Source organism: Streptomyces sp. YPW6, assembly GCF_018866325.1.
Classification (GTDB): domain Bacteria; phylum Actinomycetota; class Actinomycetes; order Streptomycetales; family Streptomycetaceae; genus Streptomyces.
The window spans coordinates 2,367,552-2,384,513 of record NZ_CP076457.1; the positions used below are offsets into that span (position 1 = coordinate 2,367,552).

The window sequence follows — 16,962 nt, forward strand, 5'->3', positions numbered from 1 at the left end:
CCCCGGTGGCCCCGGCCCGGCGGCCGGCCCCTCCCCCGTGACCTCGCCCCAGCGGATCCGGCCCCTCCCCGGTGGCCGGATCTGCTCCATCCGGCGGGCAGGCGGACGCCCCGTGCGAGGGGTGAGCGTGCCGCGACCGCGGACCGCGCCGCCGCCTCCCTACCGTCGTACCGTGAGCCTCCCGCGCTTCCCCGCCCTCGCGCCCCTGGTCGTCGCCGCCCTGATCGCCCCGCTGTCGCCCATCGCCCTGGCCGCCGGGCCCGACCCCGTACCGCCGCCCGGTCAGGCCCGCCCGTCCGACTCCGCCGGGCCCGGCTCCGGCGGCCGGCCTCCCGCCTGCGGGAACACCTCCGACCCCGCCTGGGCGCCGTCCTCCACCCGCTTCGGTGAGGCCCGCGGCTACGACCCGTACGTCGGCAACGGCTATCTCGGCCACCGGGTGCCGGCCACCGGCACCGGGTACGCCGCCACCGGAGAGAAGACCGGCTGGCCGCTCTACACCCCCCGCTACGACGGCGCGTTCGTCTCCGGGCTGTACGCGGCGGACAAGTCCGTCGCCGAGGGGCGGGAAGCGGCCGCCGCGTTGCCGAGCTGGACCGGCATCGGCCTCCGCGTCGGCGGGGAGACGTTCGACGACGCCACCCCGGCGGGCCGGATCTCGCACTACCGCCAGACCCTCTTCCTCTCCTGCGGCCTCGTGCGCACCTCGTTGCGGTGGACGACGGCGGACGGCCGCGCGACCGACCTCACCTACGACGTCCTGGCCGACCGCTCCGACGTCCACACCGGTGCCGTACGCCTGCGGATGACCCCGCACTGGAGCGGCGCCGCGACCGTCACCGGCCGGCTCGACGAGCGGGGCGCGCGCCGGATCACGCTCCGCGAGAACGGCACGTTCCGCACGCTCGGCACGGGCGTCGAGGGGGCGATCGCGCAGGCGATGCGGCGCGGCTCGGGCGTGGTCGAGACCCTGCGCGCCGGCACGTCCCCCCGAGCCACCCCGGTCCGCGCGGGCCGGACGTACACCTTCGAGAAGTACGTCGGCGTCGACACCGCCCTCACCTCCCGCACCCCGGCCGAGGACGCCCGCGATGCGGCGCACCGGGCGGCGCGGCGCGGCTGGGACCGGGTGTTCGCGGCGAACGAGACGGCCTGGCGCGAGGCCTGGTCCGCCGACGTCCTGGTCCCGGGCGACCGCGCGTTGCAGGGGCGGCTGCGCTCGGCCCAGTACGGCCTGCTGGCGAGCACCCGGCGCGGCTCCTCGGACAGCATCGCCCCGGCCGGTCTGACCAGCGACAACTACGCGGGCCTGGTGTTCTGGGACGCCGAGACGTGGATGTTCCCGGGGCTGCTCGCCACCCGCCCGGAGCTGGCGCGTTCGGTCGTCGAGTACCGCTACCGCACCCGTGGCGCGGCCCGCGCCAACGCCGGGAAGCTGGGGTACGACGGCCTGTTCTACCCCTGGACGAGCGCGAGCCGGGGCCGGCTGGACGACGAGTGCCACAGCGTCGACCCACCGCACTGCCTGACCCAGAATCACCTCCAGGGCGATGTGTCGCTGGCGGTCTGGCAGTACTACCTCGCCACCGGCGACCGCGACTGGCTGGCGGCACGCGGCTGGCCGCTCCTGAAGGGCATCGCCGACTTCTGGCGGTCGCGCGCCACGGCGAACGCGGACGGCAGCTACTCCGTCAACGACGTGGCGGGGCCCGACGAGTACAGCAACGGCGTCGACGACGGGGTGTTCACCAACGCGGTCGCCGCCACCGCCCTGCGCCACGCGACCCGCGCGGCCCGCATCCTGGGCCAGGAGCCACCGGCCGAGTGGAACCGGGTCGCGGACCGGCTCCGTATCCCGTACGACGCGGAGAAGAAGGTCTTCCTCCAGTACGCGGGGTACAACGGCTCCGGGATCAAGCAGGCGGACGCGGTCCTGCTGACGTACCCCCTGGAGTGGCCGATGGAGCCGGGCGCGGCGGCGGCCACCCTGGACTACTACGCGGCCCGCACCGACCCGGACGGCCCGGCGATGACGGACTCGGTGCACGCGATCGACGCGGCGGCCATCGGGGAGCCGGGCTGCTCGGCGTACACGTATCTCCAGCGTGCTGTACGGCCGTATCTGCGGGGCCCGTACCACCTGTTCTCCGAGGCGCGCGGCGACAAGTCGGGCTCGCAGGACCCGCTGTCCGGCTTCCCCGCCGACGACTTCCTGACCGGCAAGGGCGGCTTCCTCCAGGTCTTCACGCACGGCCTGACGGGGCTCCGGCTCCGCGAGGACGGCGTACGGCTGGATCCGACGCTGCCGCCCCAGCTGCGCGAGGGCGTCACGCTGAAGGGCCTGCGGTTCCGGGACGCGACGTACGAGGTCCACATCGGGCCCCGGAGGACCACGGTCCGGCTGACCTCGGGCACTGCGTTCACGGTCCACACGGAGGGAGGGCCGCGCAGCCTGGCCTCCACGCTGACCCTGCCCACCCGCCGCCCGGACCTGGCCCCGACGGCCGACGTGGCGCGCTGCCGCCCGGTGACGGCCTCCTCCGAGGCCCCGGGCCGGTACGCGGAGGCGGCGGTGGACGGGAGTCCGGCGACATCCTGGTCCCCCGACGGCGCGGCGGGCACCCTGACGGTGGACCTGGGCCCGCGCCCGCTGGCGCTGGCGGCGGTGACTCCGCGCTGGAGCGACGTACCGCCCGCGTCCCACACGGTGGAAACCTCCCGGGACGGCCGCTTCTGGCGCCCCTTCCTGGCGGGTGACACGGCCAGGAAGGTCCGCGTGACGGTCCGCTCGCAGGACCTGGAGAAGCCGGCGGGGGTGGCGGAGCTGCGGGTGGAGGCGGAGGGCCGGTAGGGGACGCCTCAGCGGTTACCGGCCGGGGGGCCGCCTCAGCTCTCGGGACAGGGCGGTACCTTGCCGCTGCGGCGGTCGCGGGCGTACTCGGCGCCGGTCTGCTCGTACCAGGTGTGCCGCAGACGCGAGTCCGGGAGGACGCAGTCCAGCGATGGGAAGTAGACCTTCCGGTATCCCGACGCGTCGGTCATGCGCGCGGTCACCTCGAAGGGCCTGCCCCCGGGGCCGCTGATCAACGTCTCGGCCGTGCTGCCGCCGATTTCGTAGTGCACCCGGTACCGCCAGCGGCAGTACCCCGTCGAGGCTGTCGCGTGGACGACGAACGCCTCGGTCTCGTTCTGGTTCAACGTGATGTGCTTGGCCTCGGGGCCGGTGAAGAACGGTGCGGCGTCCTCGCCGACGGTCTTGAGGCGCGGGCGCGGAGCGTCCACCTCCAGCTCCAGCGGGATGACGTCCATGACTCCCTGGGAGGGGAAGTGCGCCAGGCTGCCACCGAGCGGCTCCTCGCACCTTCCTCCCTCCAGTACGGGCACGATGTCGGTGATCCGGACCTGCTGGGAGGCCCTGCCCTGCACGGTGATCATCCAGTCCGCCGCCCCGGCGTCGACGACCTTCCGGCCCTCCCGCCAGGCGTCGCCCGTCGCCATCTCTTCGAGGATCTTCCCGTCCCCGCGGGCCTCGGCCCGCCCCGCGTCAGGCACCACGTAGTACCCGAAGTCCTTGACGTCCCTGACCTCGACGACGTCGATGGCGTTCTGCGGTGAGAGCCGGTCCGGCACCCGGTCCAGCGGCAGGATCGTCTTCACCGACGCCGTCAGGACGTCCTGGAACGTCACGGTCACCACGGCCAGCAGGATGCCCAGCAGCCAGGTGGTCGGGCTCGTCACGAACCGCAGCCGGCCCGTCGTCCGTGCGCTCTCCTCCCGCTCGGGGCGCGCGGTTCGCCGCCCGCTCCCCCGGCGTACGCTCGCCCGGGTGAGTGCGCCCGTCCTGCGGGTCCCCCGTCGGTCAGTCGCCATGGGGCGGCCGCTCCTCACGCTCCGGGACCGGCTGGTCCTCGTCCTCGTCGGCCCGCGGGCCCGCGGGGGCCGCCGCACGCCGCTTCATCATCACAACCACGCCCAGGAGTGCCAGCCCCGTGGTCCACCCCCAGGCCGCCCCGAACCGGACGGCGTCGCCGAGGGCCACCCCCAGGTGCTCGGCCGCCGGACCGCTCTCGCCGCGCGGGGCGAACCATCGCATCACCCGGCCGTCCACGACCGCGGCGACGGCTGCCGCGAGGACCGTGGCGTACCAGCCCTTCATCGCCAGGTCGACGAGGGCCGCAGGGCGCCACCGGCCTGCATCCGCCGCGCGCCGCGCCAGTGCGCGAAGCGCCACGGCCAGCGCCAGGAGGAAGATGCCGCAGACCGCCAGAGTCGCGATCCAGCCACCGGGCAGCTCGGTCCTGAGGGGACGCAGACGCAGCGCCGGATAGAGGACACCGCTCCACTCCTCGACCGCGGCCGACGGCCGGTAGGGCTCCCACACGTCCGGATCGAAGGTGACCGAGGCGGCCGGAGACCCCGGAGCTCCCTGCGACAGATGGCTCACCCGGATGTGGCGCAGGACCGGCGCCCCGGCCACGGTCAGCAGCACGGCCGGAATCAGCCCGGCGCTGAGGAGATGGCGCCGGGCCCGGGAGGAACCCGGCGGCGACGGACCGGTCCGGTCATGCCCCTCACGGTCCTCGTCGCCCCTGTCGTTGCTGCGCTTCCTGTCGTTCCCGGCGCTCGCGGCGTCCTCGCGGGTCCTGAGGAACACCCGCAGGGGCTGCCACTCCCGGTACCGCCACACCAGGAACCAGAGCAGGACCGGCAGCCACAGTGTGAGCAGCGCGAACTGGGCCGCAGCGCCGGGAACTTCGCCCCTCCGGGCCCGTAGCAGCCAGTCATCGTAGGAGGGCAGGGCGGTGTAGGCGTCCGGATCCAGGGCGGGGCCGGCCAGCGTCGCCACCCCCGCGGCGAGCAACCCGGCTCCGGCCAGGGCGACGACGTTCCGGAACCGCGGCCTGATTCCGGCGCCCGCGCGGAGCACACCGTAGGTGAGGAGACCGCTCAGCAGCAGGAAGACGACCTGCGGCAGCCATCCCTGTACGTGGTCCAGGTCGCGCACCGCGAAGCCTTCGAGGGAGAGGCCCAGCAGCCGGACCTCTCCCACGGTCGCCTCGGGCCGCACGATGCCGGAGACCTGGCGCTTCGTCGGGTCGAGGAAGAACAGGACGGTCGCCTGGCTCCACACCCCGTAGCCGGCCACCAGCACGGACAGGCGGCGATCCACCGTCGTATTCCCCCGAGTCGCCTGCGCGTTGAGTGAGTTGCTCGGCAAGTCTGCCGTACGGGCGCAGCCGCACCAAGGCCTTTACGTCCGCTGCGGTCGTGACATCCGGTAGGCCCCGGTGACGGTCCGCTCAAGGGGCTCGCAGAAGCCGGCCGGGACGGCGGAACCGCGCGTGGAGGCGCGGCACGGACGTCAGGGCGCGACTCCGCCCGGCATCGGGTGCAGCATGGAAGAGAGGCACGACCGACTATCCGGAGGTGTTCCAGCCATGGGCATGTACATGGATGTCCACCGCGGCATGAAGGGCATCACGTCCGCGGGCCTGAAGGAGGCACACGCGGCCGATACGGCCATCGAGAAGGAGGAGGGCGTCCATTTCGAACGCGCCTGGGCGGACCCGGAATCGGGCACGGTCTACTGCCTGTCCACCGCGCCCTCGGCCGACGCCGTCCAGCACATCCACGAACGCGCGGGCCATCCGGCGGACGAGATCCACGAGGTACCGCTGACGGTGTGACCGCGGCGCGAGGATCCCGCAGGCGGGGCCGCCCCTGAGGGCGGCCCCGCCTGCGGGATCTCCGTCAGCTCCCGATTTCCGTCAGTTACCGGCGGTGTCCGGCCTCCGCCCCGGCACCCGGGTCTCGCCCGCGGCCTCCGCCTCGGCCTTCGCGTCGCTCACCGCGGCGGCGGCCTGCTTCGCGGCCTCGTCGGCGGCGGCGACGGCGTCCAGGGCGAGGGTCGAGTTCGGCTCGATCTCCGGCGCTCCGACGTTGTCCTTGTCGCCGTCCGCGACATCGGCGGAGGCCGCCGTGTCCGCCCGCTCCGTGGACACGGACGGCCCGGCCCCGGCCGACTGGTCGCCGAACGCGGTGGTGACGGTGCGGATCGCCTCGGTCAGCTCGCCCGGGATCACCCAGAAGGTGTTGTTGTCGCTCTGCGCCAGATGCGGGAGCGTCTCCAGGTACTTGTACGCCAGGACCTTCGCGTCGGCGTTGTTGCGGTGGACGGCCTGGAAGACGAGCTCCACGGCCTTCGACTCGCCGTCCGCACGCAGGATCATGGCCTGCTGCGTGCCCTGGGCCTCCAGGATGTCCTTCTGCTTCGTCCCCTCCGCGGTGAGGATCTTGGCCTGCCGCTCGCCCTCGGCGTGCAGGATGGCCGCACGCTTGTCGCGCTCGGCCCGCATCTGCTTCTCCATCGCCTCTTTGATGGTGTTCGGCGGATCGATGGCCTTGATCTCGACCCGGTTGACCCGGATGCCCCACTTGCCGGTCGCGTCGTCGAGGACGGCACGGAGCCGGGCGTTGATCTCCTCGCGCGAGGTGAGCGTCCCCTCCAGGTCCATGGAGCCGATGACGTTGCGCAGGGTGGTGACGGTGAGCTGGTCGATGGCCTGCAGATAGTCGGCGACCTCGTAGGCGGCGGCCCGGGGGTCGGTGATCTGGTAGTAGAGGACGGTGTCGATGTTGACCACGAGGTTGTCCTCGGTGATCACCGGTTTGGGGTCGGACGAATACACCTGCTCACGCACGTCGAGCTTGGTGTTGACCCGGTCTGCCACCGGCAGGACGAAGTTCAGACCGGGCTGGAGGGTTCTGCGGTACCGGCCGAACCGCTCGATGTTGTAGCGGCGCGCCTGCGGAACGATCCGCACGGTGGCCGCCACGAGGAACACCACGACGAGCGCCGCCACGAGAATCGGGATGACCACCGGATCCATGCTTCCTCCTCCATCGCTGCTCACTGCGGGCGCGGCGCCGGGGGCTCAGCGCTGCGTGTTCAGCCGGTCACGGAAGGAGCTCACGGGGATAGACGACGGCCGTGGCGCCCTCGATCTCCATGACGTCCACCAGGGCTCCCACCGGGATCACATGGCTCTCGTCGAGGGCGCGGGCGGTCCACTCCTCGCCGGAGAGCTTGATCAGGCCGTGGGTCGCGGTGACCTCCTGGACGACCTCCGCGCGCTTGCCGATCAGCGCGTCGCTGCCGTCACGGGTCAGAGGCCCCTGGGAGAGCTGCCGCATCGCGATGGGGCGGACGAGGGCGAGGCCCGCTGCCGCCGCCAGCCCGAGCGCCACGAGCTGGCCGAGCAGGCCGACGCCCACGCCGGCCACGACGGCAGCGACCACGGCCGCGCCGGCCAGCAGCCCGAAGACCAGCGTCAGGGTGAAGAACTCCGCAGCGCCGAGCGCCGCGGCGGCGAGCAACCATGCGAACCACGGCATCGAATCAGCCTCCCCAAGGGGACCTACTCAGCATGTACCCCTTCGGACCCCGGACGGAACCGCCCAGCCTGATCGATCTACGATCGGGGCGCGTGAACCGGGGCCTGGAACGAGGAAGCGGACCCCGCCGACTGTCCCTCCGCCCGGCAGCGGCCCACCTCACCTCCGGTGCGGCGGAGAAGACCACGGCGGCGCCGGTGGGCAACGGCTGGAACGGCTCGTTCGACGCCGGGTACAACCCCTCGGCCGCGGTCCTCGTCCCGGGGTGCCTCTCGCCGTTCGCCACAGCGAGGCTGCTCGCGGACCAGACGAGGTGGGGTGCGGGCACGAAGAGGTCCCGGGCTTTCCGGCGGGAGGAGGAAAGAGAGAAGGAAGAAGAAGGGACGGAGAAAGTCAGGATTGGAGAAGCGCCCCGTCTCCTGGCCAACTAGCTTGATCTGTATGGACCTCACGATTCATACCACCGTCCTCCCGCACGAGGACCCCGAGGCGTCCCTCGCCTTCTTCCGCGACGTCCTCGGCTTCGAGGTCCGGTCCGACGTCGGCCAGGGAAGGACGCGCTGGATCACAGTCGGCCCGCCCGGACAGCCCGGCACCTCGATCCTCCTCGCCCCGCCGGCCGCCGACCCGGGCATCACCGGGGACGAGCGCCGCACCATCACCGAGATGATGGCCAAGGGCACGTACGGCTGGATCCTCCTCGCCGCCCCCGACCTCGACGCCGTCTTCCGGGAGGTCTCCGCCGGCGACACCGAGGTCGTCCAGGAGCCGACACGGCAGCCGTACGGCGTCCGCGACTGCGCCTTCCGCGACCCGGCGGGCAATCTGATCCGCATCCAGGAACTCGGCTGAACCCCAGGGGGGACCGACATGTGCCAGCCCGCATGGGCCGCGGCCCGCACCGAGGCGGTACGTCTCCGTGCACTGAAGGATCTGCGCAGGATCCGCGACCGCATCGACCGCGAGTACAACCGCCCGCTCGACATACCGGCCCTCGCCCGGATGACGGGCCTCACCGCGGAGACCCTGCACCGCACGTTCACCACGGCGTACGGCACCACCCCCTACGCCTTCGTCACCGCCCTGCGTGCGAGCCGGTCGGCGGCGTTCGACGGTCGGGCAGTTTCCGAGAAGCACGCGGGAGCGCTGTGATCCTAGGGTGAGATCAGCAGGGAAAGACCAGGAAGAACCACGAACGAGGGGAACAACCATGGCTACCAAGAGCACCGACACCGCCAAGTCCTACGACGGCTTCACCGAGGACGAGCGGGAGGCGATGAAGGACCGCGCGAAGGAGCTGAAGGGCGCGAAGACCCGCGGCACCCGCTCCAAGAGCGCCGCCAAGGCCGACGGCGAGGCCGACCTCCTCGCCAAGGTCGCCGAGATGGCCGAGGAGGACCGCGTCCTGGCCGAGGGCGTCCACGCCCTGGTCAAGAAGGTCGCCCCCGGCCTGACCCCCAAGACCTGGTACGGCATGCCCGCCTACGCCAAGGACGGCAAGGTCGTCCTCTTCTTCCAGAGCGCCGCCAAGTTCAAGGCCCGCTACGCCACCCTCGGCTTCAACGACCCGGCCACCCTCGACGACGGCGACATGTGGCCCACCGCCTTCGCCCTCTCCGCCCTCACCCCCGAGGTCGAGGCCCGCATCGAGACGCTCATCAAGAAGGCCACCGCCTGACGACGGACGCCCCGCCGGTCGGGCCCGCGTCCCCGCGCGGTGGTCCCGGAGGAGCGGAGGAAGGTCGTCGACGACGCTGTACGAGGACGACTCGCCCGCCCGGCCCCGCTCGCTCGATCGCGGCGGCCGGCGGCTGGGCGGCGTCCTCGGCAGGGACCCGCGACACCGTCCCGCCGCCGCCCGGGGGCACCGTGAAGGCCCGGCCGGCCGGCGGCTCCGGCGAGCGGGATTCCGCGGGGCGTGTCCAGTGCACCGCCCGTACGGGAGTTCTCCCCCGTGTCCACCGCGCCCGCAAGGTCCACGCCGTCCGTTCAGGTGCGCCCACGCCGACGCCCCCGAAGCCGGGGGCGAACCGCGCGTCGCCGACCGGCCGTCGGGGGTGCCCTTCCTACTGCGGCGGGTTGCCGTGCTTGCGGAACGGCAGATCGGCGTGCTTGGTGCGGAGCATGGCGAGCGAGGCGATGAGTACCTGGCGGGTGTCGGCGGGGTCGATGACGTCGTCGACGAGGCCGCGCTCGGCCGCGTAGTAGGGGTGCATGAGTTCGGCCTTGTACTCCTTGACCATGCGGGTCCGCATGGCCTCGGGGTCCTCGGCCTCCGCGATCTGCCTGCGGAAGATGACGTTGGCGGCGCCCTCGGCGCCCATCACGGCGATCTCGTTGGTGGGCCAGGCGTAGGTGAGGTCGGCGCCGATGGACTGGGAGTCCATGACGATGTAGGCGCCTCCGTAGGCCTTGCGCAGGATCAGGCTGATCCGCGGCACGGTGGCGTTGCAGTAGGCGTACAGGAGCTTGGCGCCGTGGCGGATGATCCCACCGTGCTCCTGGTCGACGCCCGGCAGGAAGCCGGGGACGTCCAGCAGGGTGACGATCGGGATGTTGAACGCGTCGCACATCTGCACGAAGCGGGCGGCCTTCTCCGACGCCTCGATGTCCAGGACCCCGGCCAGCGACTGCGGCTGGTTCGCCACGATCCCCACGACCTGCCCGTCCATCCGGGCCAGGGCGCAGATGATGTTGCGGGCCCAGCGTTCGTGGATCTCCAGGTAGTCGCCGTCGTCGACGAGTTCCTCGATCACCTGGTGCATGTCGTACGGACGGTTGCCGTCCGTCGGCACCAGATCCAGCAGAACCTCCGACCGGCGGTCGGCCCGGTCGTCGGAGGCGACGGGCGGCGGGCAGGAGCGATTGTTCTGCGGGAGCATCGACAGGAGGTAGCGGACCTCGGCGATGCAGGTCTCCTCGTCGTCGTACGCGAAGTGCGCCACGCCCGAGGTCTCCGCGTGCACGTCCGCGCCGCCCAGGCCGTTCTGGGTGATCTCCTCACCGGTGACCGCCTTGACGACGTCCGGGCCGGTGATGAACATCTGCGAGGTCTCACGGACCATGAACACGAAGTCCGTCAGCGCCGGACTGTACGCGGCGCCGCCGGCGCACGGGCCGAGCATCACGCTGATCTGCGGGATGACCCCGGACGCCCTGGTGTTGCGCTGGAAGATGCCCCCGTACCCGGCCAGGGCGGAGACGCCCTCCTGGATGCGGGCGCCGGCGCCGTCGTTCAGCGACACCAGGGGGGCACCCGCGGCGATGGCCATGTCCATGATCTTGTGGATCTTCGTCGCGTGGGCCTCGCCCAGCGCCCCGCCGAAGATCCGGAAGTCGTGCGCGTAGACGAAGACCGTCCGGCCCTCGACCGTGCCCCAGCCCGTGATCACACCGTCGGTGTAGGGCTTCTTGGCCTCCAGGCCGAACCCGGTGGCCCGGTGCCGGCGCAACTGCTCGACCTCGTTGAAGGAACCCGGATCGAGAAGCAGCTCGATGCGCTCGCGCGCGGTCAGCTTGCCCTTGGCGTGCTGCGCCTCGGTCGCACGCTCGCTCGGACCGGCCGCGGCCCGTGCACGGACCGCGTGCAGCTCGGCGACGGGCCCGTGAGCGCCCGTCGCCTCCGCGGAGGCTCGGGGAATGTTGTCCACCACTGTCACGACGCGTCCCTCCCTCTCTCAACGTGCGGCCCGATCGGCGCCCCACCACACGAACCGCTGGTGCGGTCTGTCGGGACGGGGCATGGCGCGCACACGAATCAGCCGCGTGAAGCAGCCGGCTCCTGGCGCCAGCTGTACGGAGAGCGGTAGACCGCGCCGGCCCGCGCCGGCGCCCACAGAGGGGTCTCGGGTGACCGCGCGTCGCCGTTACCGCTCTTCCCCTCGTCCCGCCCCGCCAGCAGTGAGCACAGCACGACGGCGACCGCGGCCAGTTCCTCGTCGCTGGCCCGCCCGTGTTCCACCCGGAACACGGGCGCGGTGTCGAAATCGCCCATCTGGCCTCCTTCACGCCTTCTCCACCGTCCGTCACCTGCCTAAAGGAATGGTCCGGTCGCGCTGGAGAGTCGCCCGGGACAGCCACGAGGGTTCGTGAGACGCGGCCGGGAGACGCCGCCCGTGACGCGGATACGGCGATCACGACAAAGAAGATGCCCACGCGCGTGGCCGGGCAGGCGGCGGGACCGGAGGAGAAGCGGGACCGGTGAGGAAAAGACCGGTGAGGAAAGGACCCGTCAGAAAGGGACCGGTCGGGAAGGGACCGGTCAGGAATCGAGAAGCCCCGGCCCCCGACCGGCCCCTAGTGTGAGGGACATGGCAACCACCACATCCACCGCAGCCCACACGACCCTCACTTCCGTCACCCTTGAGGTGGCCGACCTTGAGGGCGCCCGCCGCTTCTACCGCGCCTTCGGCGTGGACGCGTACCTGAGCCTGCGGGCGTCCGAGACGCACTCGACCGGCTTCCGCGGCTTCACCCTGGCGCTCACGGTGTCGGGGCCCGCCACTGTCGACGCCTTCATCGCCGCGGCCGTGGACGCCGGCGGCGAGGAGGTGAAGCCCGCCGTGAAGTCCCTGTGGGGTTACGGCGGCGTCATCCAGGCCCCGGACGGGACGATCTGGAAGATCGCGACCTCGGCGAAGAAGGACACCGGCCCCGCCACCCGTGACATCGACGAGTTCGTCCTGCTCCTCGGTGTGGAGGACGTGAAGGCCACCAAGCAGTTCTACGTCGGTCGGGGCATGACCGTGGCCAAGAGCTTCGGCGGCAAGTACGCCGAATTCGCCCCCGCTCAGTCCGGCCGCGTCAAGCTGGCGCTGTACAAGCGCCGCGGGCTGGCCAAGGACCTCGGCGTCAACGCCGAAGGCACCGGCTCCCACCTCATCGTCCTCGGTGGCACCACCGCCGCCTTCACCGACCCGGACGGCTTCGTCTGGGAAGCCCCCACGCCGGCCTGACCCCGCCCCTGCCCATCCGCACCGTCCTGTCCCACTCCGCGTGCGGGAGAGAGTCCGGGACAGGAAACCCACCCCGCGTGCGGGAGGGAATCCGGGACAGGAAAGCGGATCCGGCACGGGGCCGCACCTCACGCCGTCTCTCCCCCTATTCGCCCGAGCATGCCCAGGGTGAAATCGCAAGTGAACATCTCACGAGTGTTCTTCGAGTTTTGCGCGATGCCGTCACGCGACCCTGCTGCCTGGATCGAGACGTAGTGAGGTGCGTATGGAAAATGCGACGGAAAGGGCGACCGAGTACATTCGGAAACGTTATCGCGAGCCGCTTACTCTCGCCGACATCGCCGAAAGTGCCCGTCTCAGTCGCTTCTATTTCACGCGACTGTTCAAGGAGACGACCGGAATCACACCCGGAAGATTCCTGGCAGCGGTTCGCATTCACGAGGCGAAGCGGCTCATCGAGCACACCTCGATGAGCATCACCGACGTCTCCTACGCGGTCGGCTACAACAGCCTGGGGTCCTTCACCAACTCGTTCACGTCCGGCGTCGGGATCTCCCCGAGCGGGTACCGGCGGATGACGCGGGACGGCGGAGACGGACCGCCGGGCCCGAGGCCCGACCCACGGGACGGGCACGGCACGGTCGCGGGCACCCTCGGCCTCCCGGCCGGCCACGGCAACGCGCGCGTCTTCCTCGGGGCCTTCGCCACACCCGTGGTCCAGCACCCGGCCGTCGCCTCGACCGTCGTCGACGTACCGGCCGGTCGGCCGTCCTGCTACTCGCTCCGGAACGTTCCCGACGGGGAGTGGCACCTGCTCGCGGTGGCGGTCGCCGAGGGCCTCGGGCCCGAGGCCCGTACCCGGCGGACCACCCTCGTCGCGGGGCGCGGTCCGTCGACCGTGCCCGTCACCGCCGACGGCATCGTGAGCGCCGCCGTCCGGCTGCGGCCCGTACGGGCCACCGATCCGCCGATCCTGCTGGCGCTGCCCGAACTCGTCCCGCAGGCCGAGGTCGTGTCCCGTCCCGGCTGCGCCTCCGTACAGCCGGAAGGCGAGCCGGCGGTCGGGGGGCGCCCGGCCGCCGGCCGTCTCAGCGTGGTGTCCGCGGCGCCGCGGCCGGAGCGGGCCGGATCCTGACCGCCGGCCGGCCCTGCCGCCGGTCGGCCCTGCCCGCCGGTCGGCCCTGCCCGCCGGACGGGCGGGGCCGGCCGGTTTACGCCATGTCCTGCCTGGTCTTGAGCTGTTCGGCGAGCAGGTGCCACTCACGGCCGATGCGCTCGGCGATCGGGGCGATGACACCGACCCAGTGCGCGGGGACCGCGTCGACCAGGTCGCGCCACTCCTCGCTCGGGTCGGTGGCGTGCGCCTGCATCCAGCGGAGGAACTCCCGGCCGCCGGCCGTGTAGCGGATGGCCGGGTCGCTGGACATCTTCGCCGCGACCGTCGCCCACGCGGGCGGCACCTCGGTGTGGTTCCTGCGCTGCGGTACGGCGTCCGCGCCGGTCGCCATCCGCAGCGGGGCCCTGGACGCGCCGCCCGGCGCCGGAGCCGTACGCGCCGCTCCCTCGGCGTTGCCCACCGGCGGCACGGACCACACGGACGGCGCGGCCCGGGGCGGGCGGAGCGGCCGGACGGACGGCACCGGGTGCGTGGGGCGACCGGGCTCCGCCGGGTGGCCGGGGAGGCCGAACGGGCCTGGCTCATCGGCGAGGTCCCGCGGTACGGTCGTGGCGACCGGCTCCCGTGCGGCGGCCGACTGGCGGCCGTCCCGCTCCGGGGCCTCGCCGCGCCGCAGCCGCGCGCTCACGTCGTGGACGGTGCCGAGCGACACGTCGGTGTCACGGGCGACCTGGCGCAGCGGCGCGTTCGGGTGCGCGGCGATGTACTCGGCGGCCCGCCGCCGGCCCTCGCCCGCGTCCACCGGACGCCTGCGGCCGTCCCGGCCGATGCGCTTGCCGTCGAGCGGCGTCGCCTCCCCCGCGCGGCCGCGCAGCGAGGCGATCGTCTTCGCGCTCAGACCGGTGATGCCCGCGATGGCGCGGTCGGACCAGTCGGGATGTGAGCCCAGGACGCGCTGGGCGCCGGCCACACGGTCCGCTTTCGACAGCGGCAGACCGTGCGAGCCGTTCACCTTCATGGCGATGACGAGCGCTTCGGAGTTCGAGCAGTCGACGAGGCGCGCCTTGATGGTGGTGTCGCCCCGGAGCCGCGCGACCTCGAGCCGGTGCAGGCCGTCGATGACGAGGTAGCCGTCCGTCCTGACCAGAATGGGCGGGAGTTCCGCCGTACCCGCCACGTCGACGAGCGACTGGATGTGGGCGGCGTCCGTACCGCCCCGCCGCAAGGACACGCCCGCCGACAGAGCACTGACGGGAACGTCGTGCGCGGGCAGATTCTCGAGGTTCCTCAGATCGAGTTCACCGCGCCCCGACGAGTCGGCGAACTCCGCTCTGGCGGAATTGAACGCGCTTGTCATCAGGACGGCTTGGGCACTGCTGTGAGCCATTCTGTCCCTCCCTCTCCGCTGCCGCTGTTCAGAGATTCGCAGAGCGGTCTTCAGCCGCAGTCGAGGAGAGGTGGACGCTTCCTGGAAACACCACACCGCGGGTGCCCGCCGGATCGGCGGACACCCGCGGTGAGCGGGGGGATCAGGCGTCCCTGCGGCGCAGCAGCACCGCGGCGACGGCCAGCAGCGCGGCGGTCCACAGGGCGAAGACCCCGATTCCCTGCCAGGGCCCCAGCACGTCGCCGGCGCGTGCCTGCTGCTGAGTCATCATGAAGCCGGCCTGGGTGGGCAGGTAGGCGAAGACGTACGTGCCGATCTTGCCGGGCAGCAGCGCCGCCATCGGCGTGAGCACCAGGACGAATCCGATGACACCGGTGATGCTCGCGGCCGTGTGCCGGATGATCGCGCCGACGGCGAGGGCGAACAGACCGAGCAGGGCCAGGTAGAGGCCGGTGCCCGCGACGGCCCGCAGGACGCCCGGGTCGCCGAGCGCGACCGGCGCCTTCTCCTCCAGGAGCGGCGCGCCGATGAGGAACGAGCCGAACGCGGTCACCTCGCCGACGACGAGGACCAGGAGGCCGAAGACGGCGGTCTTGGCCGCGAGGACCGGGACGCGCTTCGGGACGGCGAGCAGGCTGGCGCGGATCATGCCCGTGGAGTACTCCGAGGCGATGACCATCACCCCGAGCACGCAGACCGCGAGCTGGCTGAGCAGGATGCCGCTGCCCAGGATCGTGCCGGTGGGGTCGAGTCGCATCTCGGCCTGCTGGGCCGGCTCGGTCTTGTCCCAGTTCGCGACCCCCATCTGCATGAAGAGCGCGGTGAAGATCAGGGACACCACGACCAGGATGGCCAGCGACCAGACCGTCGAGCGCACCGAGCGGATCTTCGTCCACTCCGAGAGCATCAGCTGTCCGAAGCCCGGCCTGTGCCCTGTGCCGGCGGCGGCGGTCGAGGCGGGGGTGGTCAGGGTGGTCACTTCGCGCCTCCGGTGGCGGGCACGACGGCGTCGTACTCGACGGCGTCCTTGGTCAGTTCCATGAAGGCGTCCTCCAGCGAGCCACGGCTGGTCGAGAGTTCGTGGAGGACCAGGCCGTCGGCAACGGCGAGTTCGGCGATGCGGGGGGCTTCGAGACCGACGACGTTCAGGTCGCCCCCGACCTCGACGACGGTGGCGCCCTCCGCCTTGAGCAGTGCGGAGAGCTTCTCCCGGTCGGGGGTCTTCACCAGGACGGACTGCTCGGTGCTGCGCTCGATGAACTCCTCCGTGGAGCAGTCGGCGACCAGCTGACCGCGGCCGATGACGATGAGGTGGTCGGCGGTGACGGCCATCTCGTTCATGAGGTGGCTGGAGACGAAGACGGCACAGCCCTCGGCCGCCAGCGACTTCATCAGGCCGCGGATCCAGAGGATGCCCTCCGGGTCCAGACCGTTGACCGGCTCGTCCAGGAGCAGTGCGGACGGGTTGCCGAGCAGCGCGGCGGCGATGCCGAGCCGCTGGCCCATACCGAGGGAGAAGCCGCCCGCGCGCTTGCGCGCCACCGACCCCAGGCCGACCTGCTCGATGACCTCCTCCACCCGGCGCCTGCTGAGGCCCTGGGTCTGCGCGAGGCAGAGCAGGTGGTCGTAGGCGCTGCGGCCGGTGTGCACGGCGCGCGCCTCCAGGAGTGCGCCGACCACCCGCATCGGCTGCGCGAGGTCGCGGTAGGCCACGCCGTTGATGGTGGCCTCACCCGAGTCGGGCCGGTCCAGGCCGAGGAGTAGCCGCATCGTGGTGGACTTGCCCGCGCCGTTGGGGCCCAGGAAGCCGGTGACGCGCCCGGGCTCGACCCTGAACGACAAGTCGTTCACGGCGATCTTGTCGCCGTAGCGTTTCGTGATGTTCTTGGCCTCGATCATGGTCACCTCAGGTGAAGGGGCTGCGAGAGGAATCGGGAGACAACAAGATCCCGACCCTGTGTTACCAGGAACGGCATTCCGTTCAGTAGTGGTGAGCCCCGGTCCGGGGTTGAACACGGCGCTCGGATTCACGCTCGTGGATATTTTCTGACGACAGGCCCGCCCCTGCGGACGTCTGTTTCGTCTGCTTCTTTTCCTCAGTTGAACCC

General features: G+C 71.9%; 16 protein-coding genes. 7 read left to right on the forward strand and 9 right to left on the reverse strand.

Annotated elements, in window-relative coordinates; genetic code table 11:
* The first annotated feature begins 172 nt into the window (after positions 1–172).
* Positions 173–2,851: a glycosyl hydrolase family 65 protein gene (locus KME66_RS10245; protein ID WP_216321189.1), complete on the forward strand. Its 2,679-nt coding sequence runs from the start codon at positions 173–175 to the stop codon at positions 2,849–2,851.
* Positions 2,852–2,886: 35 nt separating this feature from the next.
* Here KME66_RS10245 and KME66_RS10250 read toward each other — a convergent pair whose 3' ends face one another.
* Both KME66_RS10250 and KME66_RS10255 read right to left on the reverse strand, forming a co-directional pair.
* Positions 2,887–3,870, reverse strand: coding sequence for a hypothetical protein (locus tag KME66_RS10250; RefSeq protein WP_216321191.1), 984 nt, complete (start codon positions 3,868–3,870; stop codon positions 2,887–2,889).
* The gene (locus KME66_RS10255) at positions 3,860–5,170 is read right to left on the reverse strand and encodes a hypothetical protein (RefSeq protein WP_216321193.1); all 1,311 of its coding nucleotides are present in this window, start codon (positions 5,168–5,170) and stop codon (positions 3,860–3,862) included. Before KME66_RS10255 ends, KME66_RS10250 begins: the two co-directional genes overlap by 11 nt.
* Before the next feature lie 268 nt (positions 5,171–5,438).
* Between KME66_RS10255 and KME66_RS10260 the strand changes: the two genes are divergently transcribed.
* Positions 5,439–5,687: an SCO4226 family nickel-binding protein gene (locus tag KME66_RS10260; RefSeq protein WP_073215169.1), complete on the forward strand. Its 249-nt coding sequence runs from the start codon at positions 5,439–5,441 to the stop codon at positions 5,685–5,687.
* Positions 5,688–5,768: 81 nt separating this feature from the next.
* Here the strand turns inward: KME66_RS10260 and KME66_RS10265 are convergent, their stop codons facing one another.
* Positions 5,769–6,890 carry an SPFH domain-containing protein gene (locus tag KME66_RS10265; protein ID WP_216321196.1) on the reverse strand — a complete coding sequence of 374 codons (1,122 nt, stop codon included), beginning with the start codon at positions 6,888–6,890 and terminating at the stop codon, positions 5,769–5,771.
* 67 nt (positions 6,891–6,957) lie between these two features.
* Positions 6,958–7,395, reverse strand: coding sequence for an NfeD family protein (locus KME66_RS10270; protein WP_073215174.1), 438 nt, complete (start codon positions 7,393–7,395; stop codon positions 6,958–6,960).
* A gap of 441 nt (positions 7,396–7,836) precedes the next feature.
* Here KME66_RS10270 and KME66_RS10275 point away from each other — a divergent pair, with 441 nt between their 5' ends.
* From KME66_RS10275 to KME66_RS10285, 3 genes are read left to right on the forward strand one after another with little or no spacing between them, the layout of a single operon-like run.
* Positions 7,837–8,247: a VOC family protein gene (locus tag KME66_RS10275; RefSeq protein WP_216321199.1), complete on the forward strand. Its 411-nt coding sequence runs from the start codon at positions 7,837–7,839 to the stop codon at positions 8,245–8,247.
* 18 nt (positions 8,248–8,265) lie between these two features.
* Entirely contained in the window at positions 8,266–8,547 is a 282-nt protein-coding gene (locus KME66_RS10280; protein WP_216321204.1) for a hypothetical protein, read from the forward strand.
* Positions 8,548–8,605: 58 nt separating this feature from the next.
* On the forward strand, positions 8,606–9,073 hold the full coding sequence (locus tag KME66_RS10285) for an iron chaperone (RefSeq protein ID WP_216321207.1): 468 nt from the start codon (positions 8,606–8,608) through the stop codon (positions 9,071–9,073).
* A 388-nt stretch (positions 9,074–9,461) separates the two neighbouring features.
* Here the strand turns inward: KME66_RS10285 and KME66_RS10290 are convergent, their stop codons facing one another.
* Positions 9,462–11,036 (reverse strand): acyl-CoA carboxylase subunit beta, encoded by a 1,575-nt coding sequence (locus KME66_RS10290; protein ID WP_216329205.1) that lies wholly within the window; start codon positions 11,034–11,036, stop codon positions 9,462–9,464.
* Between the two features lie 116 nt (positions 11,037–11,152).
* Positions 11,153–11,389, reverse strand: coding sequence for an acyl-CoA carboxylase subunit epsilon (locus KME66_RS10295; protein ID WP_216321210.1), 237 nt, complete (start codon positions 11,387–11,389; stop codon positions 11,153–11,155).
* A gap of 316 nt (positions 11,390–11,705) precedes the next feature.
* Here KME66_RS10295 and KME66_RS10300 point away from each other — a divergent pair, with 316 nt between their 5' ends.
* Both KME66_RS10300 and KME66_RS10305 read left to right on the forward strand, forming a co-directional pair.
* Positions 11,706–12,350 carry a glyoxalase gene (locus KME66_RS10300; RefSeq protein ID WP_216321213.1) on the forward strand — a complete coding sequence of 215 codons (645 nt, stop codon included), beginning with the start codon at positions 11,706–11,708 and terminating at the stop codon, positions 12,348–12,350.
* 265 nt (positions 12,351–12,615) lie between these two features.
* A complete protein-coding gene (locus KME66_RS10305; RefSeq protein ID WP_216321216.1) occupies positions 12,616–13,485 on the forward strand; it encodes a helix-turn-helix transcriptional regulator in 870 nt (289 codons plus the stop codon).
* 76 nt (positions 13,486–13,561) lie between these two features.
* On the opposite strand, the gene KME66_RS10310 is transcribed toward KME66_RS10305, so the two are convergent.
* From KME66_RS10310 to KME66_RS10320, 3 genes are all read right to left on the reverse strand, one after another.
* Entirely contained in the window at positions 13,562–14,854 is a 1,293-nt protein-coding gene (locus KME66_RS10310; protein ID WP_253208283.1) for a nuclease, read from the reverse strand.
* A 142-nt stretch (positions 14,855–14,996) separates the two neighbouring features.
* A complete protein-coding gene (locus tag KME66_RS10315; protein WP_253208284.1) occupies positions 14,997–15,833 on the reverse strand; it encodes an ABC transporter permease in 837 nt (278 codons plus the stop codon).
* Positions 15,830–16,753, reverse strand: a complete 924-nt coding sequence (locus KME66_RS10320; RefSeq protein ID WP_216321218.1) for an ABC transporter ATP-binding protein — start codon at positions 16,751–16,753, stop codon at positions 15,830–15,832. The genes KME66_RS10315 and KME66_RS10320 overlap by 4 nt, the downstream gene beginning before the upstream one ends.
* Positions 16,754–16,962 lie beyond the last annotated feature (209 nt).